General features: G+C 47.9%; 21 protein-coding genes and 1 pseudogene. 14 read left to right on the top strand and 8 right to left on the bottom strand.

Going from position 1 to position 22,964, the window contains the following annotated elements; genetic code table 11:
* Positions 1 to 7: 7 nt before the first annotated feature.
* The 4 genes and pseudogenes from AC3G3F_RS17130 to ttrB all read right to left on the bottom strand — a co-directional run bounded on the left by AC3G3F_RS17130 (position 8) and on the right by ttrB (position 6,358).
* Positions 8 to 1,233 (bottom strand): annotated as a pseudogene (locus AC3G3F_RS17130) (ribokinase).
* Positions 1,234 to 1,545: 312 nt separating this feature from the next.
* Complete coding sequence (ttrA, locus tag AC3G3F_RS17125; protein WP_063390395.1) at positions 1,546 to 4,608, bottom strand: tetrathionate reductase subunit TtrA; 3,063 nt, start codon at positions 4,606 to 4,608, stop codon at positions 1,546 to 1,548.
* Positions 4,601 to 5,623, bottom strand: a complete 1,023-nt coding sequence (gene ttrC, locus AC3G3F_RS17120; RefSeq protein WP_023248058.1) for a tetrathionate reductase subunit TtrC — start codon at positions 5,621 to 5,623, stop codon at positions 4,601 to 4,603. Before ttrC ends, ttrA begins: the two co-directional genes overlap by 8 nt.
* Positions 5,624 to 6,358 (bottom strand): tetrathionate reductase subunit TtrB, encoded by a 735-nt coding sequence (gene ttrB, locus AC3G3F_RS17115; RefSeq protein ID WP_488395395.1) that lies wholly within the window; start codon positions 6,356 to 6,358, stop codon positions 5,624 to 5,626.
* Positions 6,359 to 6,539: 181 nt separating this feature from the next.
* On the opposite strand from ttrB, the gene ttrS reads away from it, so the two are divergent.
* The 3 genes from ttrS (at position 6,540) to fumD (ending at position 9,223) form a co-directional block, all read left to right on the top strand.
* Positions 6,540 to 8,318, top strand: a complete 1,779-nt coding sequence (ttrS, locus tag AC3G3F_RS17110) for a tetrathionate respiration histidine kinase TtrS (protein WP_077950775.1) — start codon at positions 6,540 to 6,542, stop codon at positions 8,316 to 8,318.
* On the top strand, positions 8,293 to 8,913 hold the full coding sequence (gene ttrR, locus AC3G3F_RS17105; protein ID WP_023248061.1) for a tetrathionate respiration response regulator TtrR: 621 nt from the start codon (positions 8,293 to 8,295) through the stop codon (positions 8,911 to 8,913). Before ttrS ends, ttrR begins: the two co-directional genes overlap by 26 nt.
* Before the next feature lie 97 nt (positions 8,914 to 9,010).
* On the top strand, positions 9,011 to 9,223 hold the full coding sequence (gene fumD / locus AC3G3F_RS17100; protein WP_023248062.1) for a fumarate hydratase FumD: 213 nt from the start codon (positions 9,011 to 9,013) through the stop codon (positions 9,221 to 9,223).
* A 122-nt stretch (positions 9,224 to 9,345) separates the two neighbouring features.
* Here the strand turns inward: fumD and mlrB are convergent, their stop codons facing one another.
* The 4 genes from mlrB to AC3G3F_RS17080 form a co-directional block, all read right to left on the bottom strand.
* Entirely contained in the window at positions 9,346 to 10,305 is a 960-nt protein-coding gene (gene mlrB / locus AC3G3F_RS17095; protein ID WP_023248063.1) for a transcriptional regulator MlrB, read from the bottom strand.
* 174 nt (positions 10,306 to 10,479) lie between these two features.
* The gene (locus AC3G3F_RS17090; RefSeq protein ID WP_023248064.1) at positions 10,480 to 11,208 is read right to left on the bottom strand and encodes a MerR family transcriptional regulator; all 729 of its coding nucleotides are present in this window, start codon (positions 11,206 to 11,208) and stop codon (positions 10,480 to 10,482) included.
* A 179-nt stretch (positions 11,209 to 11,387) separates the two neighbouring features.
* Positions 11,388 to 12,026, bottom strand: coding sequence for a two component system response regulator (locus tag AC3G3F_RS17085; RefSeq protein ID WP_023248065.1), 639 nt, complete (start codon positions 12,024 to 12,026; stop codon positions 11,388 to 11,390).
* A gap of 43 nt (positions 12,027 to 12,069) precedes the next feature.
* Positions 12,070 to 14,820, bottom strand: coding sequence for a two component system sensor kinase (locus AC3G3F_RS17080; RefSeq protein ID WP_053529785.1), 2,751 nt, complete (start codon positions 14,818 to 14,820; stop codon positions 12,070 to 12,072).
* Between the two features lie 399 nt (positions 14,821 to 15,219).
* Here AC3G3F_RS17080 and spiC point away from each other — a divergent pair, with 399 nt between their 5' ends.
* From spiC to AC3G3F_RS17025, 11 genes are read left to right on the top strand one after another with little or no spacing between them, the layout of a single operon-like run.
* A complete protein-coding gene (gene spiC, locus AC3G3F_RS17075; protein ID WP_053508089.1) occupies positions 15,220 to 15,621 on the top strand; it encodes an SPI-2 type III secretion system protein SpiC in 402 nt (133 codons plus the stop codon).
* A gap of 1 nt (position 15,622) precedes the next feature.
* Entirely contained in the window at positions 15,623 to 17,116 is a 1,494-nt protein-coding gene (locus tag AC3G3F_RS17070; protein ID WP_023248068.1) for an EscC/YscC/HrcC family type III secretion system outer membrane ring protein, read from the top strand.
* The gene (sctD, locus tag AC3G3F_RS17065; protein ID WP_023248069.1) at positions 17,097 to 18,308 is read left to right on the top strand and encodes a type III secretion system inner membrane ring subunit SctD; all 1,212 of its coding nucleotides are present in this window, start codon (positions 17,097 to 17,099) and stop codon (positions 18,306 to 18,308) included. The genes AC3G3F_RS17070 and sctD overlap by 20 nt, the downstream gene beginning before the upstream one ends.
* A 7-nt stretch (positions 18,309 to 18,315) precedes the next feature.
* Complete coding sequence (gene ssaE, locus AC3G3F_RS17060) at positions 18,316 to 18,567, top strand: type III secretion system chaperone SsaE (RefSeq protein WP_023248070.1); 252 nt, start codon at positions 18,316 to 18,318, stop codon at positions 18,565 to 18,567.
* A 34-nt stretch (positions 18,568 to 18,601) separates the two neighbouring features.
* Complete coding sequence (sseA, locus tag AC3G3F_RS17055) at positions 18,602 to 18,928, top strand: type III secretion system chaperone SseA (protein ID WP_023248071.1); 327 nt, start codon at positions 18,602 to 18,604, stop codon at positions 18,926 to 18,928.
* 6 nt (positions 18,929 to 18,934) lie between these two features.
* Positions 18,935 to 19,525 (top strand): SPI-2 type III secretion system translocon protein SseB, encoded by a 591-nt coding sequence (sseB, locus tag AC3G3F_RS17050; RefSeq protein ID WP_023248072.1) that lies wholly within the window; start codon positions 18,935 to 18,937, stop codon positions 19,523 to 19,525.
* Entirely contained in the window at positions 19,522 to 19,995 is a 474-nt protein-coding gene (sscA, locus tag AC3G3F_RS17045) for a CesD/SycD/LcrH family type III secretion system chaperone SscA (protein WP_488395390.1), read from the top strand. The genes sseB and sscA overlap by 4 nt, the downstream gene beginning before the upstream one ends.
* Positions 19,996 to 19,997: 2 nt before the next feature.
* Entirely contained in the window at positions 19,998 to 21,455 is a 1,458-nt protein-coding gene (locus AC3G3F_RS17040) for a type III secretion system translocon protein (RefSeq protein WP_488395388.1), read from the top strand.
* Between the two features lie 15 nt (positions 21,456 to 21,470).
* Positions 21,471 to 22,058, top strand: coding sequence for an SPI-2 type III secretion system translocon protein SseD (gene sseD / locus AC3G3F_RS17035; RefSeq protein WP_023248075.1), 588 nt, complete (start codon positions 21,471 to 21,473; stop codon positions 22,056 to 22,058).
* 2 nt (positions 22,059 to 22,060) lie between these two features.
* Positions 22,061 to 22,477, top strand: a complete 417-nt coding sequence (sseE, locus tag AC3G3F_RS17030; RefSeq protein WP_024149672.1) for a type III secretion system effector protein SseE — start codon at positions 22,061 to 22,063, stop codon at positions 22,475 to 22,477.
* A 52-nt stretch (positions 22,478 to 22,529) separates the two neighbouring features.
* On the top strand, positions 22,530 to 22,964 hold the full coding sequence (locus AC3G3F_RS17025) for a SycD/LcrH family type III secretion system chaperone (RefSeq protein ID WP_023248077.1): 435 nt from the start codon (positions 22,530 to 22,532) through the stop codon (positions 22,962 to 22,964).

Genomic DNA, 22,964 nt, shown 5'->3' with positions numbered 1-22,964 from the left:
TCACCTGTTAATTAATGTTAATTACTTTATTAGATTGGGTACGCATTCGATGTAAAACCTGCAAGTGCTGAGGCATACTCGACGCACCGACTTGTTCCACCGCCAGAGAAGCGAAAGCGGAGGCATATTGAATGGCAGCGACCAGGTCTGCTTGTCGCGCCAGCGCGGCGGCTAAAGCGCCATTAAAAGCGTCGCCGGCCCCAGCGGCATCTTTTACCACGGCGCTCCACGCAGGAATATACAACGTGCGGGCGTGCTCACAGAGCAGAGAACCACGGGCGCCAAGGGTAATGATGACTTTTTTCACCCCGGATTGCAGAATAATATTTCCGGCTTTTTTCCCATCATTAATATCAGTAATGGTTACGCCGGATAAAAAAGAGGCTTCAGTTTCATTCGGCGTGATGATGTCAATATCAGATAATAAATGCGTCACCTGTTTTGTATAGGGGGCAGGATTCAGGAGAATTGTTTTATTTTCTTGTTTTCCCAACCGAATAAACTCAGTCAGTGCTTCAATGTTTGTTTCGAGCTGCATTAACATAACGTCAGACTCGGCGATATAACGGTATTGTTCGTTAATCTCTTGCGTGGTGAGCATCATATTGGCGCCAGGATAGATGGCGATAATATTATCGCCATCAACGGAGGAGACATAGATCAATGCGCTGCCGGTTGGCGCTTTATCTGTTTGATATGCGCTGTATGAGGCGATGCCTGATTGAATAATATGATTCATCGCAAATGCGCTGAACTGATCCTTGCCCACTTTAAAAATAAAATGTGCCGCAGCACCGGCATTGTTTGCCGCCAACGCCTGGTTGGCTCCTTTACCGCCAGGATAGAATCCAAAATGACTGGCCAGAATGGATTCTCCGCTTTGCGGAAACCACGGCACGGTTGCTGAGACATCAATATTAAATGAACCTAAGACACATACCTTGCCTGCTTTTTTGTGCTTTCCCGGCGCAGTTTTGCATCCTGATGGATTGGCGTGGCGATAGTGCTGGAGATATCAATCTTATTTTCAGTGATAAGCTTACTAAGCGCGTCATGGTTTAAAATCCCTCCGCCATAGCAACGCTGAAGCATACCGGATTTCTGAAAAAAGCGCAGATCGGAACGAATAGTCTCCTGGCTGACCTTATAAAGGCCTGAAAGTTTACTGACGCTAACACTATTATCTTTTATCAGTAAATTAATGATGGCATGACGTCTTTCTTCTTTAAAAATATTGCCTCCGGGTAGTGAGTTGAATTGTATTTATGGCAATGTTGTCATGCGGTGAATTCAATCACAGATTATGCGCTGAACCGGAAGTAACCCCAAATAAGTGTAAATAACCAGAAGCGCAGGCAATGTGTTAAATATTAATTGCTTACAGAAGGGGGGAATAGTTTTATGAGTGTTGTCATATATTTTCTATGTAATATGACGGCATGAACTTAAAATAGTTGGGCTTGCACGATTCAGTGAGTATACGAAGCCGGACAGCGTTCGCTTATCAGTCGATGAAATAAACGATGTCGCTCTCCGGCCCCGGGGTTATATACGCTCGATTTTTGCCGGCAGCCCCTGACGTACCGCTGCGCCGGAAACCCAGTCGAGCCACGTATTGTTGACGGTTCTTGTCGGATCGGCAAAACCCAGATCGTTAAGGTTTATGCCTGCCCTGATTTGCGGATCATACGGCATGGGCGCGCCGTCCAGAGAGTGCTGCGCTGCGCCCATCTCGCGGTGGCCATATCCGTGTTCGATGGCGATGACGCCAGGCATCACGCCATTTAACAAACTGATTTGCGCCACGACCTGACCGCCCGGCGTAATGATCCGTACCCGATCGCCATGTTGCAGTCCATAACGCTCGCCGTCTTGTGGATTCAGCGCCACCAGGTTTGCTGGCTTCACATGGTGTAAGCGCGGGATGACGGCAGTTGAGCTGGACATGGTATTGGATTTAAATGAAATCAGTTTCAGCGGCCACTGCCCAACGGGAAACTGGTCGTCAATCGCTCGTCCATCCGACAAACGTGCCGGATACCAGACCGGGCAACCGCTGAAGCGCTCCCCGGTGATGGCGTGACGATGGGCGGCGACATCCGCATTCCAGACCTGTAAGGGTTTTTCCCAGGCGTTACCCAATCGTTGATCCGTATAGCCGCTACCCTCTGGCGCAAACCGGCCACCACGGGAGTAGATAAACGCTACGCGACTGACCTCATCAGGTTTAAGCGTGTGCTGAATCGCTGGCAGAATGCGGGTGACGCCGGTAAGCGTAATATCTTCCTGATTTGCCGGCGCAACTGGCGTCTTGCCCATAAAGGCGATATTAGCGGCTACGCGCAGATAGAAGTCTTCCGCCCGGTTCAGTGGAAAAGCGTTGCCCTGCGAATCGGTTATCGCCCGGTCGCCGAAGCCGGGCAGACGGAGCCGTTTTGCTACCGCAATACAAAATGCTTCCATTGAGACAGGTTGCCCGTCCGCCGTTCGGCGGGTGGCGGGGGCGACAACCGGCCAGCGGGCGGTAGTGGCTTTACTGGCTACGCCGCCCCAGGGCGCCGTAAAGCCCCAGCTCTCAAAATTATGCGTATCCGGCACAATGTAGTCCGCCAGCGCCGTCGTTTCATTCATAAAGGCGTCAATCGCGATAAAGAGCGGCAGTCGACGAGGGTCTTTTAGTTTTTCTTCCGCGACGGCGCGTAGACCGGGAACACCGTAAAACGGGTTACTCATATTGGAAATCCAGGCCTTAAGCGGATAAGGATAGCCTTCGAGCGCAGAGGTCAACAGTTCGGTAAGCTGGCCTGCCACAAAGGGATACCATGGCGCTTTGGCTGGATAAGGGGATTGCCCGGCGGCAATTTTGTCGCGGTACTCTTCCGATGTTTCATAAGCGGTTTTGCTACGGGCAATACTTAACCCGGACGGTTTCACTTTTCCGGCAAAACTGTTCATGTTGTAGCGGGGGCCGTCGCTTACGCCGTTGAATTTGCCACCGCCGACAAAGACGCCGCCGGACAGGCTGAGGTTGCCGATCAGCGCGTTAAGCATCATGACCGACCAGGCGTTATAAAACCCATTGCCGGCCATCATGCCGCCGTGACTGATGACCGCGGCTTTACGTCCGTGACCGGTAAAGGTTTCCGCCAGCGCGATAATTTGCGCTTCCGGCACGCCGCACTGTTCGCTGTATTGCGCCAGCGAGAGTTTTTCTGCCGCCTCTTTCAGGCGTTGCAACCCGCTCTTCACCGTGACCCGTTGGCCATCAGCGAGCGTAACGTACTGCGTCACGAAAAGCCGCGCCTGTTGACAGGTGGACGCAGCGACCAACTCGCCGTCGGTATTAAGCACGACGGGGGTCTCTTCGCCATCGGGCGTAAGATGCCGCAGCGTCAGGTGTTGTCCGGCAAGCGTCGGAAGTTCATCCGCAATGACCAGGTGCGTGGCGTTGGTCCAACTTTGCTCTCCGGCCTGCTGCATCGCCTGTACGCCGGGAATCGCCAGATAATCAGCATTATAACGTTGATTATCCATGATCCAGCGGATCATCCCCATTGCCAGCGCCGAATCGCTGCCGGGCAGGACCGGTTGCCAGCGACCGCGAGGATCGGCCTGCACAGTTGATAACGGTAGCGCGGGGGCGACCACGACGTATTGAAAATTCTCACGCAGCCGGGCGCTCGCCAACTGGCGCGCCTGGCGTTTAAATGGATTGCCGGACTGTGCCGGGGAGGTGCCCATAAATAGCGCAAACTCTACGTTTTCCCAGTCGGGTTTGACATGCGGGTTTTTATCCAGATCACCCATCAGCGCCCCGGAGCCAGCCCGGTAAGCCAGTCCACAGTAGGCGCCATGCGCGCCGAAATTTTTGCTGCCGAAGCTATTTAGCGCAAAACGACGCAGAAACGCATCGCGGCCTTCGTCGCTGGTATTCGTGACCAATAACTGATTGGTTTTTGGCCCGAAACTGGGGTGCTTTGCGTCGATTGGCGTATCCGGCGCATGAATAGCGCGCAGTCCGTCCACATGACCTTCGCCAAACAGATCGCCGCCTTCCACAACTTCTTCAATAAGCTGCTCAAAGCTGATGCGCTGCCATTTCCCTTCGCCGCGTTTACCCACGCGTTTCATTGGTTCAAGCAGTCGTAGCGGACTGTACAGGCTTTCCAGCAGCGTGGCGCCGCGCGCGCAGGCGGTTGAGCGGGCGTCAAGACCGCTTTCTCCCGCCAGTTGCTCCATGGCTTTGCTAAAAGGGACGGACGGATCAATCGGGTGTTCCTGCGACAAGGGGTGATATGGATTGCCGGCGATGCGAATCACTTTGCCATCTGCATCAACCCGGGCGCGGATACCGCACTGTGTCCAACAGCCGAAGCATTGCGTCATGGCGATGGTTTGTTGTGGGTTTTGCTGCCAGTGCGTTTGCGCCTGCGCCTCCGGAATTAACGCATTGCCAAAGATGCGGTCGCGCGTTACCTTGCCGGACGTCCCGTTTAACAGGCCATCAATTGCGCGTTTCGCCACATCACGGTAGCTCAAACCAAAAGTGACCATCCCACCGACGGCGAGACCGACTTTTAGCCACTGACGACGGGTTAAATTAGCCATGTTGTAATCTCCTGGTGAGTCCGTTCAGCGTTTCACGAATAATAATCAGTAGCGCGATCCACAGGCCGAAGGTGCCGAGAATAGCCAGCCAGCCATCCGTTCCGCCTGGTAACGAGTAAGGGTTAAATTGCGCGTTGAACTTGGGTACGGTTTGTACCTGAATCAACAATGTCCAGCGCATCAGCCAACATAACGCCAGTGCACTCAGAACCAGCAGGACGCGTCTTAGCTGCGATAAGGGATGACGTAGCGCCAGGCTACAGAACAGCAGTGTTAATACCCACAGCGCTATCCAGCCGACAGCGTAATATTTGGCTGACAGGGCGACGGTAATCCACTGACGGATTGCCGTGCCGGAAAGGGTATCGCCGCTGACCCACATGGCCACAAGCAGCCCCAGCGCCGCCAGCGTCCAGATTTGTCCCCACAGTATTTTTGGCAGCCTTACCGAGTCGCGTCGGGCGGCGACAATCATCAGGGCGAAGAATGCCTGTAAGGCGCTAAGAAACATCGCCACGGGGAAGGCGTAGCTAAACCAGATCGGGCGCGCCAGCACAACGGAGACTTCGCGGCCGGTATAAATCAGCAGACCCACCGCGCAAAGCGCGCTGGCTAACGCCAACCATTTAGTGACGTTGTAACTTTTATTCAATAATCGTTTCATCTGCTGCGCCAGGAACCACAGGGCGAGAAATCCGGTAAACAGCGGCAGGAATAATGCTCCCCAGGGCATCCACGACCAGGGGGTCGGCCAGGCATAGAAATGCCAGACGCGCGCGGTCTGGTGCAGATCCGCCGTCAGCGCCAGCGGTGCGGTAATCGCACAGGTAATGGCAATCAGTAATGCCCGATTTTCTTCTGTCGCGGCGTCTTTTTTCCGCCAGTGAAGATAACAGGCAAACAGTGCGGCGCAGGCGGCAATGCCAATAAAAAAGAAATATTGTACTGCCCACGGTAGCCAGCTAATGTCCTGCGGGTGAGCCAGCACTTCTTCAATGATGAGTGAATGCGTCATTCAAACCTCCTGCCAAAGCGCGGGCTGCGCACGGCCCATTAAGGGGGTGACAAAGGCGTTGTCCAGACCCAGGTAGAAAACATGGGGCGACGTGCCGTTTTCCGGCTTTAATACCTTGATAGCGTCGCGATGTTGATGAAGCATGGTGGCGATGCGGCTATGGGGATCTTTGATATCGCCAATAATACGCGCGCCGCCGACGCAGGACTCTACGCAAGCGGGTAGCAGCCCGGCTTCCAGACGATGGACGCAAAACGTGCATTTATCGGCAGTTTGCGTTTCATGATTGATAAATCGGGCGTCGTAAGGACACGCTTGTACACAGTAGGCGCAGCCGACGCAGCGTTTGTTATCCACCACCACAATGCCGTCTTCCCGCTGAAAGGTGGCTTGTACCGGGCAGACCGGCACACAGGGAGGGTTATCGCAATGGTTGCACAGACGCGGTAATAGCACATTCGTGACCTCCTGGCTGCCTTCACGCTGGACCTGGTATTGGTTCACTGTCGTACGAAACGCGCCCTGCGGCGTTTGATTTTCAATAGTGCAACTTACGGTACAGGACTGGCAGCCGATACAGCGTCGCAGGTCGATAAGCATGGCGTAGCGGTGTTGGGGAGAGCCTTCATGTCGCTCCGGCGAAAAAGGAAATTTCGCTTCAGCCAGCGGAACCAGTGAGGCGCCAGCGGTCAGGACGCCAAGTTGCTGGAGAAATTGCCGTTTACTGCTGTCCATATTGACTCCCGTCCACATTGCCAACAATGAAACATTTGTCACGATGTTGGTTCATGTGTAATGAATAAAGAATGTCGATGATTTACAGTGTAAAAATCGAGACGGGGAGAGCTCTATTGTGGTTAACCACATACCCGGCTTGTTGTTGATCTAAAACAACATAATTGACAGGGATATTGGGGTGAGAGGTAAAACCGTAAGTCGCCTGGCGGTGTTGGCGGCAGTAGGGCTAATTTGTCATGGCGCATGGGCAGGGACGTGGAACATCGGTATTTTGGCCATGCGCGGCGAGGCGTCTACGCGCAGCCACTGGCAGCCGTTGGCAAAGACATTAAATCAACAGCTTCCCGGCGAAACCTTTCACATCCAGCCGCTGGATCTGCATCAAATGCAGGAGGCCGTTAACCGGGGAACCGTGCAGTTTGTGATAACCAACCCGGCGCAATTTGTCCAACTGAACAGCCATGCGCCGCTCCGCTGGTTGGCTTCCCTGCGCTCTACGCGCGATGGGAAAACGATTGGCAATGTCATTGGTAGCGTGATCCTTACCCGGCGCGATAGCGGGATCACCACGGCGCACGATCTGATCGGTAAGACAGTCGGCGCGATTGATGCTCAGGCATTTGGCGGTTATTTATTAGGCTATAAAGCGCTCAGCGACGTGGGCTTACGCCCGGAGCGCGATTTCCATCTCCGTTTTACCGGGTTTCCTGGCGATGCCTTAGTCTATATGCTGCGCGAAAAAGCGGTGCAGGTGGCAATTGTGCCGGTGTGCCTATTAGAAAATATGGATCAGGAAGGATTGATTAATAAAAAGGATTTTATCGCGCTGCTTTCCCGACCGACGACCCTTCCTTGTTTAACCAGTACGCCGTTATATCCTGACTGGTCGTTCGCGGCGCTACCCGCGGTAAGTGATGCGCTGGCGGATCGCGTAACGCGGGCGCTATTCAACGCGCCCGCCGCCGCGTCATTTCACTGGGGCGCGCCTGCGTCAACCAGTCAGGTGGAAGCGTTGCTGCGTGATGTTCGTCAGCACCCTCAGCAGCGTCGACTGTGGCTGGATGTCAAAAGTTGGTTAATTCAACATCAGTTGATGGTTGGCGGCATGACGCTGGCATTTCTGTTGCTCACGCTCAATTATATTTGGGTCATGCTGCTGGTGCGTCGACGCGGAAAACAACTGGAACGTAATAGCGTGGTACTCCATCAGCATGAGCGGGCGCTGGAGACCGCCCGGCAAATGAGCGTGTTAGGTGAAATGACCTCCGGATTTGCCCATGAACTTAATCAACCGCTTTCCGCGATTCGACATTACGCCCAGGGGTGCCTGATTCGGTTGCGCGTTGCAGATGAACAGCATCCCTTGCTGCCGGCGCTGGAACAAATTGACCAGCAGGCGCAACGCGGTGCGGACACTTTGCGTAACCTGCGTCACTGGGTCAGCCAGGCGCAGGGCAACCCGGTGCTGACCGAAGAGTGGAAGGTGATAGCCATTCGCGAGGCGATTGATCACGTCTGGCAACTGTTGCGTATGGCGCAGCAGTTTCCGTCAGTGACTCTGCATACCGAGGTTAGCGCCGCGCTGCGCGTAACGCTGCCGTCAGTGCTGCTGGAACAGGTGCTGGCGAATATCATTCTTAATGCGGCTCAGGCAGGCGCCACCCATTTATGGGTCGTGGCTGAACGCACTGAAAATGGCGTCAGCATTGTTTTACAGGATAACGCCGGGGGAATCGATCAGGCGCTATTACGTCAGGCTTTTCAGCCGTTTATGACCACTCGCAAAGAGGGGATGGGCTTAGGGCTGGCGATTTGCCAGCGGCTGGTGCGGTATGGTCGTGGCGATATCAGCATCAGGAACCAGACCGCACCGGACGGCCTGGCGGGAACGGTAGTCACGATACATTTCTTACATGAAAATGGAGGCAGGGATGGCGATAATTCATCTATTGGATGATGATACGGCGGTTACTAACGCGTGCGCGTTTTTACTGGAAAGTCTGGGATATGACGTAAAATGCTGGAGGCAGGGGGCGGATTTTTTGGCGCAGGCCAGTCTCTATCAGACCGGTGTAGTATTACTGGATATGCGAATGCCGGTCCTGGATGGACAGGGCGTTCATGATGCGTTGCGCCAGTGCGGAAGTACCCTGGCGGTTGTTTTTCTTACTGGACATGGCGATGTACCGATGGCCGTGGAGCAGATGAAACGCGGCGCTGTCGATTTTCTGCAAAAACCGGTATCGGTAAAACCGCTACAGGCGGCGTTGGAGCGTGCGCTGACGGTTTCATCGGCAGCGGTGGTGCGTCGTGAGATTATGCTTTGTTACCAGCAATTGACGCCGAAAGAGCGTGAACTGGCCAGCCTGGTGGCAAAAGGATTTATGAACCGTGAAATTGCGGAAGCGATGAATATCGCGGTGCGTACCGTAGAGGTGCACCGCGCCAGAGTAATGGAAAAAATGCAGGCCGGTAGCCTGGCGGAACTGATTAGGCGTTTCGAAAAACTGGCCTCGCCAGAGACCAGAATACGAACAACGTATGATTCATGAATAATAAACTGCGTCATTTCTTTGATTTGCATCAAATTTTGTTTAATAGCGAAGACTGTTATATTCTGTTGGTTTGAGCTGGCGACGAGTAAAACGTATGGCAAAACCGACAAAAGATGACGAACTGTACCGCGAGATGTGCAGAGTGGTGGGCAAAGTCGTGCTGGAAATGCGCGATCTGGGGCAGGAGCCGAAGCATATAGTTATTGCGGGTATGTTACGAACCGCGCTGGCGAATCAACGTATCCAACGTAGCGCGTTAGAAAAACAGGCTATGGAAGCGGTGATTAACGCTCTGGCGGGGTCATAGCCAGTATCATGGTGGAAACGGCCTGTTGGCAATAACGAAATGATAGTAGTATCGCCTTTGAGCATTCGCGATATTGTCATCACGGCGGGCTATTTGCCCGCCGTTAGCGATGCGTAGGGTTATCAGGTGATGGCTAAACGCAACCCTAACGTACCAGGGTACGGCTCAAAATAATTCTGCGTGCGCAGATAGTCATCCGGATGTTCCGCCAGGTAGTGCTTCAGTAGCGTTAACGGCGCGAGGATCGGTAGCTGGCCCGCGCGATAGCCGAGAATCACCTCGCGCAATTCCACGCGTTGCCTGCTGTTCAGCGCGCGGTGAAAATAGCCCTGGATATGCATCAGCACATTGGTGTGATTTTTACGTGAAGCGGGATGGCGCAAGATAGCCATTAGTTTTTCCCGGTAGCAGACAAAGAAGGCATCCAGATCGTCCCACTCATGCAGATGCGCAACAAAAGGGCCAATTTCGCGGTAGCCAGCCTGGTGGTGCGCGAGAAGCTGTAGTTTGTATCGGCTATGAAATGCGAGCAAACTGTGACGACTCAGGCCCTGCGCGCGTAGCGCATTTAATTCATGTAGCGCGAAGATGCGTGCGATGAAATTTTCGCGTAATACCGGATCGTGCAGACGACCATCTTCTTCTACCGGCAGCCAGGGATATTTGGCCATTATTGCGGCGGTAAACAGTCCGGTACCAGTTTTGCGGCCCCGATTACCCTTTTCATCATACAGGCGAACGCGCTCCATTCCGCAACTGGGCGATTTTGCACACACAATAAACCCCGTCAGTTCGCCCATCGTTGGTAAAAACCGATCGGCAAAGGCGTTCATCCGATCGGTGACGTCATCGTGCGGGACATGACTATAGCGCATCCGAATGTCGCCGCAGGTCATCTGGATAAGACGCAGCGCAGGGCGAGGAACGGGCAGGCCGATCGCAACCTCCGGACAGATCGGTTTGTAGGTCACCCACGGCGCCAGAGAGTTCATGAGGAAATCCATACGTTTATGTCCGCCATCAAAGCGTACCGCGGCGCCAGTCAGACATCCGCTAATGCCGACTACGGGTTTATTATTCATGATTTCCCCCTCATTGAAAGCACGACGACTGACGCCGAATGGCGCAAGATGTTATCTTGCATTGATTTAAAACTTACACAATTTTGTTTTTTTGTCTAAGTTTTCGTGAGGATTATTTTTTATGTATTGGAATATCAATGAGATAGAATGAAGGTGGAAAGTGCATTTAAGGGCTTATAGCGTGATAACCTCAAGCGAAACGACAACGTTGCGCCATTGGGCAAGCTGCTTTTTCTGCCCGGCAGTGAGCTTTCCGGTAGTCACCAGAAACCATTTTCTCTGGGCGAAAAGTTCGGGCGCCAGTACGGCTGGTGGGGAAGGAAGAACATCGATCCGCAACCCTTGTCCGGTACGTGTCAACGCTTCCAGCCAGATTTCGCACTGATCTGAGAGATGCCAGCCGCTAATAAATGCATTGTAGCCTGGCGCTTTTCTATCGCCTTCAAGACAAAAAGAGGTGTAAGAAATAATGATGCCATCCAGTACTTCGCGCAGCGTCATCACGGCGGGAAGATGCGCTGACACTTTGCTGCGCAACGGACGTAATAAGTAGGTCACCAGTTCCGCTCGGGGATATTCGCGGCCGCAGTCATAAATCAACTGCCGTAGCGCGTCAATTCGCCCTTCGTGGAGATGTTGAAGCATCGTTTCCTGGATCGTTATCCAGTTATCGCCCAGGCGAATGATTGGACGCGACAGCAAAGGTTTGACCTGGCTTATCGGCACGCCTTTTCTCATCCAGTCGAGGATACTAAGCGCTTGTCGAACATCGTCATCGCTGTACAAGCGATGTCCGCCGTCAGTACGCTGCGGTTTCAACAAACCATAGCGTCGCTGCCATGCCCTGAGCGTAGTGGCATTGATACCGCATAGTCTGGCAAATTCGCCGATAGAATACGACATGATGAAGCCCATTAAATAAAGGGATTTTACTATATCACGACTAACCGGAGATTAAGGTAGTGATAAATTGTGTGGCATAGTAGGGCATCCGCATGGCTTCTGTAGATGATGAGCAATACTGAATGGCGTAAGGCTCATCAAAATATGACAAAATGCTCAATACCATAGGATACCCCTGGCTAATTCTCTATTAAATTCATTCTTCGGGCGCAGTTAAGTAATTCTGTCACTTTATGAACTTGTAGCTTTCTCATCATATTCATTCGATGCGTTTCGACGGTTTTTATACTGATATGTAACTTTTCGCTGATCCCTTGATTGGTATACCCCTCGTCAATAAGTTTCAGAACCTGTCGCTCGCGTAAAGTGAGTAGTTGATGACTGGTGGTGTCAGCGTTTAATTCAGCCAGGATAGCTTCCCGATTCAACGTCGGATCAAGGTAACGCTTGTTTACTGCTACCGTTTGTAACGCCGCTAACAGAACCTGCTGGCTACTGCTTTTTAAAACATAACCATTAGCACCTGCGGCCAACGTTTTAATGGTCATATGCTCTTGTTGATATGCAGTGTAAACCAGAATATTCATTGCTGGCCAACGCTGGTGTAATTGGGGAATGATATCCAGACCATTGATTCCCGGTAAGCTAAGATCAAGGATAAGTATGTCAGGCTCATATGCACAACAAGCATTATAAACCTCAAGACCATTTTTAACATGTTCTACAATTTTAAAATGAGGCCAGGGTAATAAGGCATTTATAATACCGTTAACGATGATTTCATGATCGTCCACTAATAAGATTTTATACTCTTTCATTTTGCTGCCTCCGCGAAAATTAAGATAAACATTAAGTGATGGTTTAGTTTTTGAAGATCATACGTACTTTCTGACGTAAGTCGGTTAGTTCCTCTATAGTGATGATTTTCCCCATATTTACGCGATTCTCAATGTCTGCTACATAGGATGCCAATTCAGTCTGCCCTGCTTGACCTAAACAGCCTTTTAATGTGTGAAGTAACTGATCGATTTTTTTTCCAGTAGACACAGCATTCTCAATATCAGCTAACAAGAGATCCAGTGACTGGAAAACCTTGCTATTAATGACTATATCATCTGTCGCCAGTAGCGCTGAACAGCGGTTCGGATCTTGCTCCTGCAATTCGATATTTCGTAAAAGCTGGTATTCTGCAGCGAGACTGATATAGCGAGCCAGGGTAGCCAGGGTCACAGGTTTTGTAATGTAATGATGTATCCCATTTTTTTTACAACGACTAATATCTTCTGACGCTACGCTAGCTGATAGCGCCACAATCATGCAATAAGGATCTAAATTAGCCGGGTTATCATGCCATAATTGTACACACTCAATGCCATCTATTTCTGGCATTCTAATATCCATCAGTACTAAATCGAATCGCTGCTGTTGCGATAAAGCCAGAGCCTCGTTACTACTGGCTGCAATGGTGACATTTTGGCCCAGACTGACAAGCATTTTGCCGATGATATCCCGATTAATATCGGCATCATCAACCAGAAGAATTTGCAACTGCCAGGGTTGTACCAAAATATTTATGTTTGGTGTATTCGGTATACACAATATTAACTGTTGTGCCAGATTGTAGAGTTTTCCAGGAAAATACAGAAGTTCTGCATTGAAAAGCGCATTTTGCTGGTGGGGTAGTTCACCGCGTATCCCCCAGCAAGCAAGTTGACGATGTAGGCTGATAGGGGCTGGCAATGTCCCTTTTATTGGTTGCGGCGGCTGGTATTTTTGTAAGGATAATACTAGCGATACACAGGTTCCAACTCCGGGAATACTCTTTAGTTTTAGTTTACCGCCCATCAGTTTAGCCAGGCTTGAAGCAATAGTTAGTCCAATGCCCGTACCTTGCGAATTTGTGTCCGCTTGATAAAAAGCAGTAAAGATTTGAGATTGCTGTTGCATTTCAATCCCTTTACCACTATCGCTAACCAGAAATATTAATTGTTCCGCATGACGCTTAACCGTTAGACGTATCCCTCCGGTTTCGGTAAATTTCACTGCGTTTCCGAGTAAATTAACCAGAATTTGACGTAAACGGATACCATCGGTATGGAAATAAAGCGGGACGTGTTGGCCGACAAAGGTACGTAATGATAACTTCTTGCTTTGCGCTGGTCCCTGGATGGTTTGCATTGTCTGGTCCAGTAACGGTAGTAACGCCGTTTCTTCCATATGCAATGTGAAATGACCAGACTCGATGCGTGAAAAATCCAGCAGATTATTAATAATAGTTAGCAAAGACAATGTACAGTACCTGGCTGTATCTGCTAATCCTTGCTGTTTTATGTTTAAAGGGGTGGTTTGTAATAATTCAATCGCACCGAGTACGCCATTCATTGGGGTACGTAACTCATGACTTATTACCGTAAGATGAATACTTTTACGTTTGCTTGCTTGTTCGGCTTGTTTTTTTGCCTTATTTAGAGCCTGGGTGCGTTCTACGATTTTGCTTTCCAGATTGTCGTATTGTACTTGTAGGGTATCAAGTAGTTGGTTAAAAGCGCAGGCAATACTGCCTAATTCATCCTGTCTTTCTTCTGGCAAACGTGTGCTTAGCGGCTCAGTTGCAGTTTTATTGATGACATCGACAAAATGCCATAACGGTTTGGCCAGTGAGCGATGAAGTAACCAACAAAAAGCCGACGTCATCAACACCAACTCTGTTAACGTAAAGGGGATTTGTTGAAGGATAGTTTTTAAGATGCGGCTAAATAAATTATCGTATGGGTATAGAATAACCTGGCTCCATCTGGGGCCATGCAGGGGCGTGCGTAATATTAGAAAACCGGGAATCTGTTGCCATCCGTCATGCAGCGTTACATGTTCTAACAGTGTACGTATTTTTTTAGATGTGTATGAAAACGGTAATAAGTGGTTATTCTGATCTATCCATACTTGAATACTATCATCTAATTGTGGATGGCTATTAGACATGAGATCATGAAGCTCAATAGTCATTCCAAAAAATACTCCCTGCTGAGCGGAAAACGCAACGGAAACACTCCATCCTATGCCGTTTATGTATTCTGGCTTACTCCAGTAGAAGTCTGCATGGGTTGGGTATAAAGGAAAACGTATTAGTCTCATAAGCTGTAGAGTAGAGTATCCTGGAGAGTTATCAGCCGGTAATAATGGGATTTCATTTTTATGGTTAAGAATAAAGCTATCGTAATGATAACTTCTTTTATCGATATTATAGGATGGAAGAAAGACACGATGCTTATCCCGGTTTAGCGTCGGTGTGCAATTTGGGGAATCGACAGACAGGTGCCGACTAAGCCCAGGGAAGGTATCGCTATGGCGATTAATAGTAGCTAATAAGCATTGATACATTAATTTTTTGGCGTCACGCTCAGCTTCTTCAAAACGTTGATTGATTAGTACAATATTCATTCTGGAGATAATGGATAAGTCATCTATTATATGCTGTCGTTTCTGAACCATTGATATATAAGCCGCTGAAAATACAGATAGCATCCAAATAGTTATTATTGTTAATGAAAATAAAAAGGTTAACCTGGTTACTAAAGATGTTTGCAGCGTATTCTTGAGATTCAGCAAATTCATAATGCTTTCCTTAAGTTGCCAGTTGCAAAATCTTTGGCACTTGATCACTATCGCAGTACATATAGTTTCAATAGAAGATTAATCGAGTGTGTTATCATTAGGTAGATAAATTTCTTCATATATAATCCACTCGATGACTACAATTACTTTCTAATACGAGGTAGCGCAAAAACATCGTAACAGTTTATTTGATAAATAATTTTTCTAATTGTAATAAGTCGTGTCAGTGGCAAAAATATAATTGTGAATCTATAGGGAAATCTGAGTGATAGGAGTGCGCCGAACAATGTATATGTAGACAATATCCTGATATTGTATAAGAAGAGTATCGTTGAAATAAATGTGAATCAGGCTTTTTACGGATGTGGTTGTGAGCGAATTTGATAGAAACTCTTTTTTATGTATGAGGAGGGGTTCATGCTGGCTGTTTTAAAAGGCATTCCATTGATCCGGGATATTAAGACTGAAGGTAATAGTCGATTCTGGATAATGACTATTGATGGACATCCTGCCAGGGGAGAACTCTTCTCAGAAGCGTTTTCTATTTCTTTGTTCTTAAATGACCTGGAAAGCTTACCTAAGCCTTGTCTTGCCTATGTGACACTACTGCTTGCAGCACACCCAGACATCCATGATTATGCTATACAGCTCACAACGGATGGAGGATGGTTAAACGGTTATTATACCACAAGTAGTGACGCTGAGCTTATTGCTATCGAGATAGAAAAACATTTGGCTTTAACTTGTGTTTTAAAAAATGTAATACGCAATCGTCATAAACTTTATTCGGGTGGGCTATAAAATGATAGCAAATAGAAGCTTAATCTTAATGTTACTATTTATACTCAGTACGGCAAAGAGTGATGAGCTATCATGGAAAGGTAATGACTTTACCCTCTATGCCAGACAAATGCCATTAGCAGAGGTTTTACATCTTCTTTCAGAGAACTATGATACAGCTATTACTATTAGTCCATCAATAACAGCCACATTTAGTGGGAAGATTTCTCCAGAACCGCCAGTGGATATTCTGAATAACCTGGCAACACAATATGATCTACTTACCTGGTTTGATGGCAATATGCTATATGTATATCCCACATCATTATTAAAACATCAGGTTATCACTTTCAATATCTTACCTACTGGACGGTTCATTCATTACTTACGTAGCCAGAATGTCCTTTCATCACCGGGATGCGTGGTTAAAGAAATTGCCGGTACTAGCGCAGTGGAGGTGAGCGGTGTTCCCAGTTGTCTGACTCGCATTACTCAATTAGCTTCAGTACTGGATAATGCGTTAGTCAAACGAAAAGATAGTGCGGTAAGTGTGAATATATACACACTTAAGTATGCTACTGCGATGGATACTCAATACCAATATCGAGATCAAGCTGTCGTGGTCCCTGGCGTTGTGAGTGTATTACGTGAGATGAGTAAATCTGGCGTACCGGCGGCATCTCCGAGTGATGGTTCACCCGCGACACAGGCATTACCTATGTTTGCTGCCGATCCACGACAAAATGCAGTGATCGTTCGTGATTATGCGGCCAATATGGCGGGGTATCGGAAACTCATCACAGAATTAGATCAACGCCAACAGATGATAGAGATTTCTGTGAAAATTATTGATGTTAATGCTGGAGATATTAACCAGTTAGGAATCGACTGGGGGACGGCAGTGTCGCTGGGTGGGAAGAAGATTGCTTTCAATTCGGGTCTGAATGACGGTGGTACTAGCGGTTTTTCAACGGTAATCAGCGATACTTCAAACTTTATGGTGCGTTTGAATGCACTGGAAAAAAGTTCTCAGGCTTATGTACTTTCCCAACCATCTGTCGTTACTTTAAATAATATCCAGGCTGTACTGGATAAGAATATTACTTTCTATACTAAACTACAGGGGGAAAAAGTGGCTAAGCTTGAATCCATCACGACGGGTTCTTTGCTGCGCGTTACGCCTCGGTTATTAAACGATAATGGCATGCAAAAAATAATGCTGAATCTCAATATTCAGGATGGTCAACAAAGTGATACACAAAGCGAAACAAATCCGCTACCCGAGGTGCAAAATTCTGAAATTGCTTCGCAAGCCACATTATTGGCCGGACAAAGTCTATTGCTGGGAGGATTTAAACAAGGTAAGCAAATCCGTTCGCAAAATAAAATTCCTTTATTAGGCGATATTCCTGTCTTAGGGCATTTGTTTCGCAATGATACGACTCAAGTACATAGTGTAATCAGGCTTTTTTTAATTAAAGCTTCAGTAGTAAATAATGGCATATCTCATGGCTAATCCGACGAGTTCCTGGAAAATACGTTTTTTAGATCGCCTTTTACAAGGCCGGGAAGTATGGCTGAATGAAGGACGCCTGTCACTGGGGGAGAAGGGGTGTGATATTTGTATTCCGCTTACTATAAATGGAAAGATTGTACTGAGAGAACAGGAAGAGAGTTTGTTTGTTGATGCAGGGAAAGCCAGGGTTAGAGTTAATGGACGCAGATTCAATCAAAATAAGCCGCTACCGTCCAGTGGGGTTTTGCAGGTTGCGGGGATTGCTATGGCGTTTGGTAAATCGGATTGTGATCTTGCCAGTTACCAAATACCGATTTCCAGATTACGGCATTGGTGGTTGGCTGGCGTATTCTTGATTTTCATCGGTGGAATGGGGGCCTTGTCAAGTATTGGTGGTCAGCCTGAAACGGTAAATGATTTACCTTTGCGGGTTAAGCTTTTATTAGATAAAAGCAACATTCATTATGTCCGGGCACAATGGAAAGAAGATGGAAGCCTGCAATTGTCAGGTTATTGCTCGTCAAACGAACAGATGCAAAAGGTGAGAGCGACGCTCGAATCATGGGGGGTTATGTACCGGGATAGTGTAATCTGTGATGACTTATTGATACGAGAAGTGCAGGATATTTTGATAAAAATGGATTACCCCCATGCTGAAGTATCCAGCGAAGGGCCTGGTAGTGTGTTAATTCATGATGATATACGGATGGATCAGCGATGGCGTAAGGTTCAACCGTTACTTGCAGATATCCCCGGGCTGTTGCACTGGAAGATTAGTTATTCTCATCAATCTCAGGGGAATGATATTATTGCTGCGATAATAGAGAACGGTTTAGTGGGCCTTGTTAATGTTACGCCAATACGGTGCTCTTTTGTTATCAGTGGCGTACTGGATGAATCTCATCAACGTATTCTGCAAGAAATGCTGGCAGCATTAAAGAAAAAGGACCCTGCTCTTTCTTTAATCTATCAGGATATTGCGCCTTCTCATGATGGAGGAAAATATCTGCCCGCACCAGTAGCTGGCTTTGTGCAGAGCCGTCATGGTGATTATTTATTACTAACCAATAAGGAGCGTTTACGCGTAGGGGCGCTGTTACCCGATGGGGGAGAAATTGTCCATCTGAGTGCCGATGTGGTAACGATTAAAAATGATGATACTTTGATTAACTATCCATTAGATTTTAAGTGAGTGAAATATGACAACTCTGACTCAGTTAGAAGACTTGCTGCTTCATTCGCGTGAAGAGGCCAAAGGAATAATTTTACAATTAAGGGCTGCCCGGCGGCAATTAGAAGAGAACAACAGTAAGATACAGGACCCGCAGCAATATCAGCAAAACACCTTATTGATTGAAGCAATCGATCAGGCTGAAAATATCATCAACACCATTTATTATCGTTACCATAACTGTGCGCTTGTGGGAGGAAGTGAAAAAACGCTTAGTTAGCACGTTAATTTCTCTATCGTTATATAGGAGGATAATGATGATAAAGAAAAAGGCTGCTTTTAGTGAATATCGCGATTTAGAGCAAAGTTTTATGCAGCTAAATCACTATCTTAAAAAATTTAATCAAATCAGGGCTAAGGTGAGTCAACAGCTTTCTGAAAGGGCGCAGTATCCCAAAAAAAACAGTGAGACAGATCCTATCCTTGATAAGTTATTTCCACAAGGCGTGACCGGGGTTAACCAGGAGGCCGAGAGAGACTTAAAGAAAATAGTAACTTTGTTTAAACAACTTGAAGCACGGCTGCAACAACTTAATACTCAATCCCTGGTGGAGATACCGCCAGGCAAAACAAAAAGGTAAAGCCCAATGTCTTCAGGAAATGTCTTTTGGGGAAATCATAACCCTATTGTATTTAATAATGATTTTGGCGTCAGCAATACAGATACCGGGAGTCAGGATGACTTATCCCAGCAAAATCCTTTTGCCGAAGGGTATGGTGTTTTACTTATTCTCCTTATGGTTATTCAGGCTATCGCAAACGATAAGTTTATACAGATCCAGAAGAACGCTGAACGTGCCAGAAATACCCAGGAAAAGTCAAATGAAATGGATGCGGTTATTGCTGAAGCAGCCAAAGGAGATGCCAAAACCACAGAGGAGGTGCCTGAGGATGTAATTAAATACATGCGTGACAATGGTATTCTCGTTAATGGTATGACCATTGATCAATATATAGCTAAATATGGTGTTAAGGGGAAACTGGATAAAGGCGGCCTGCAGGCAGTCAAAGCGGCTCTGGATAATGACGCCAACCGGAATACCGATCTTATGAGTCAGGGACAGTTAACAATTCAAAAAATGTCTCAGCAGCTTAATGCTGTCCTTACCCAACTGACGGGGCTTATCAGTAAGTGGGGGGAGATTTCCAGTATGATAGCGCAGAAAACGTATTCATGAAAAAAGAGCCGACCTTACAGCAAGCCTATGACACGATACGATTTTTCCGGCGTGGCGGCTCGCTGCGTATGTTGTTAGATGAGGATGTGACACAGCCGCTTAATACTCTGTATCGCTATGCCATGCAGCTTATGGATGTAAACGAGTTCGCCGGCGCAGCGCGACTTTTTCAATTGCTGACGATATATGATGCCTGGTCATTTGACTACTGGTTTCGGTTAGGGGAATGCTGCCAGGCTCAAAAACTCTGGGGAGAAGCGATATACGTCTATGGACGCGCGGCACAGATTAAGCTGGATGCGCCGCAGGCGCCCTGGGCCGCAGCGGAATGCTATCTCGCGTGTGATAACGTTCGTTATGCAAGGAAAGCGTTAAGGGCCGTGGTGCGTATTTGCGGCGAGGCCAGTGAACATCAAATCCTCCGACTGCGTGCAGAAAAGATGTTACAGCAACTTTCTGACAGGAGCTAAGAATGAATCGAATCCACAGTAATGGCGATAGCGCCGCGGGAGTAAACGCCTTATTACATCATCATTTAAGCAATGTCAGTTGTGTTTCCTCGGGATCGCTGGGAAAACGCCAGCCGCGTGTAGATTTTACTTGTGACAATGCCAGAGTAGCGTGTGAGGCAGCAGGGAAAATTAGCCTTCCAGAGGCAAACAACGCGTTGAAGCAACTGCTTAATGCCGTCCCCGGAGATCATAATAGCCCATCATCATTGCCTGACTTTATGCAGATGAATCCCACGGTTTTATCAATGATGATGACGACATTAATAATTAGCGTCTTCGGTAGTAGCGCTCAATCGTTATGCCAACAGCTTGATCGAGCAACTGAGGTGCAAAATACAGTACGTGATAAGCAGGTGAAGGAGTATCAGGAGCAGATCCAGAAAGCGATAGAGCAGGAGGATAAAGCACGTAAAGCGGGCATTTTTGGCGCTATTTTTGACTGGATTACCGGCATATTTGAAACCGTGCTTGGCGCCTTAAAAGTGGTGGAAGGTTTTCTGTCCGGTAATCCCGCAGAAATGGCTAGCGGTGTAGCCTATATGGCCGCAGGTTGTGCAGGAATGATTAAAGCCGGAGCCGAAACAGCAATGATGTTCGGTGCTGACCACGATACCTGTCAGGCGATTATTGACGTTACAAGTAAAATTCAGTTTGGCTGTGAAACTGTCGCGCTGGCACTGGATGTTTTCCAGATTGGCCGTGCTTTTATGGCGACGAGAGGCTTGACTGGCGCCGCTGCAAAAGTGCTTGACTCCGGTTTCGGCAAAGAAATCGCTGAACGTATGGTAGGTGCAGGCGAAGCAGAAATGGAGGCGTTGGCTGAAGAGTTTAGCGACGCGGTGAGCGAAAAATTTTCCCAACAATTTGAGCCGCTGGAACGTGAAATGGTGATGACGGATGAGATGGCACAGGAGTCTGCCGAGTTTTCTCATGACGTAGAACAAAATATGACGCGAAGCGCAGGAAAAAGCTTTACCAAAGCAGGGGTGAAAGCCATGGCGAAAGAAGCGGCAAAAGAAGCCATGGAAAAATGTGCGCAAGAAGGGGAAAACTTTCTGTCAAAAAGTTTTCGTAATAAGGTCCTCTTCAATATGTTTAAAAAAATTATGAATGCATTACTGAGGGATTGTTCATTTAAAGGCTTACAGGCTATCAGATGTGTAACCGAGGGAGGTAATCAGATAAATACAGGCGTGGTTAAAGTAGAAAAAGCGAAGCTCGAAAAAAAAATAGAGCAATTAATGGCTCAGCAATGGTTTCTGGATTTCATAATAGAACAAATGGAAGGCCAAAAAAAGATGGAACAAAAACGCTTACAGGCGCTTTATAAAGATAGCGGCATAGCGCTTAAAGATGCATTAGATACCATTGATAATTATGGTAGCGTTCAGTCGAAAATGGCTGGCTGGCGCGCTTAATCCGAGGATAAAAATATGGAAGCGAGTAACATAGCACCAGCATCACCAATGACTTCCTTGTTAGCGCCTTCTTCGGCTCAATCTCAATCCGGGGAGAGAGTGGATACGGAATCATTGCTTCTGTTATTTGATGTAATTTGGACGAAGCTAATAGAGCTTGCCAAAAAGCTGCGCGATATTATGCGTACCTATAATGAAACAAGGCAGAGGTTGACTTGGGAACTGCAGGTCAATGTCTTACAGACGCAAATGAAAACGATTGATCAAGCGTTTACAGCATCAATGATTACTGCGGGTGGCGCAATGTTCTCAGGAGTGCTGACGATAGGACTCGGGGCTGCAGGCGGGGAAACCGGCCTTATATTAGGTCAAGCCATGGGACACACTGCTGGGGGCGTCATGGGCCTGGGGGCTGGTGTAGCGCAACGTCAAAGCGATCAAGATAAAGCGATTGCCGACCTGCAACAAAATGGGGCCAACTCTTATAACAAAAGCTTGATGGATATTATGGATAAAGCGGTTGAAATCATGCAGCAAATCATGGGTATGGGGACGTCAATGGTCGATATTCTTGCTCAAATGCTCCGGGCATTAACGAGGTAAAAATAGTGCAAGAAATAGAGCAATGGTTGCGCCGGCATCAGGTGTTAACTGAGCCTGCATATTTAGGGGAAACCTCTATATTGCTTGGGCAGCAGTTTATATTATCGCCTTACCTGGTGGTATATCGTATTGAGGCAGAGGAAATGATTATTTGTGAGTTAAGGCGCCTGACGTCCGGGCAGCCCCGACCACAGCAATTGTTTCACTTACTGGGGCTTTTACGCGGGATATTTGTTCATCACCCGCAGTTAACATGTTTAAAGATGTTAATAATCACCGATGTTCTGGATGAAAAACAATCATTGTTACGCAGGAAATTATTGCGCATCCTGACAGTAATGGGAGCGACCTTTAGCCTGCTGGATGGCGATAGCTGGACAATTTTATCCGCCGAGCATCTTACCCAGCGGCGTTTTTAAATGACATCCCTGGCGTAAACCTCTATTAAGGGAAAAATAGCAATCAATAGGTATGATGATGAGTGAAAATCAGAAAAACAAAGTACCGGAAGAAATTCTGGAACAGCTCTTATCTGTTGATCCAGAAACCGTCTATGCCAGAGGTTATGCCTCATGGCAGGAGGGGGATTATTCGCGCGCCGTAATCGATTTTAGCTGGCTGGTGATGGCCCAGCCATGGAGTTGGCGTGCCCATATTGCATTAGCTGGCGCCTGGATGATGCTTAAAGAATACTCAACGGCCATCAATTTCTATGGCCATGCATTGATGCTGGATGTCAGTCATCCAGAACCGGTTTACCAAACAGGCGTCTGTCTCAAAATGATGGGGGAATCAGGGCTGGCGAGGGAGGCTTTCCAAACTGCAATCAAGATGAGTTATGCGGATGCCTCATGGAGTGAGATTCGCCAGAATGCTCAAACAATGTTTGACACTCTTATTGCTTAA

The sequence above is a fragment of the Salmonella sp. FC25216 genome (assembly GCF_057751355.1).
The sequence above is the reverse complement of the archived record's forward strand: the minus strand, read 5'-3'. Positions and strand labels throughout refer to the sequence as shown.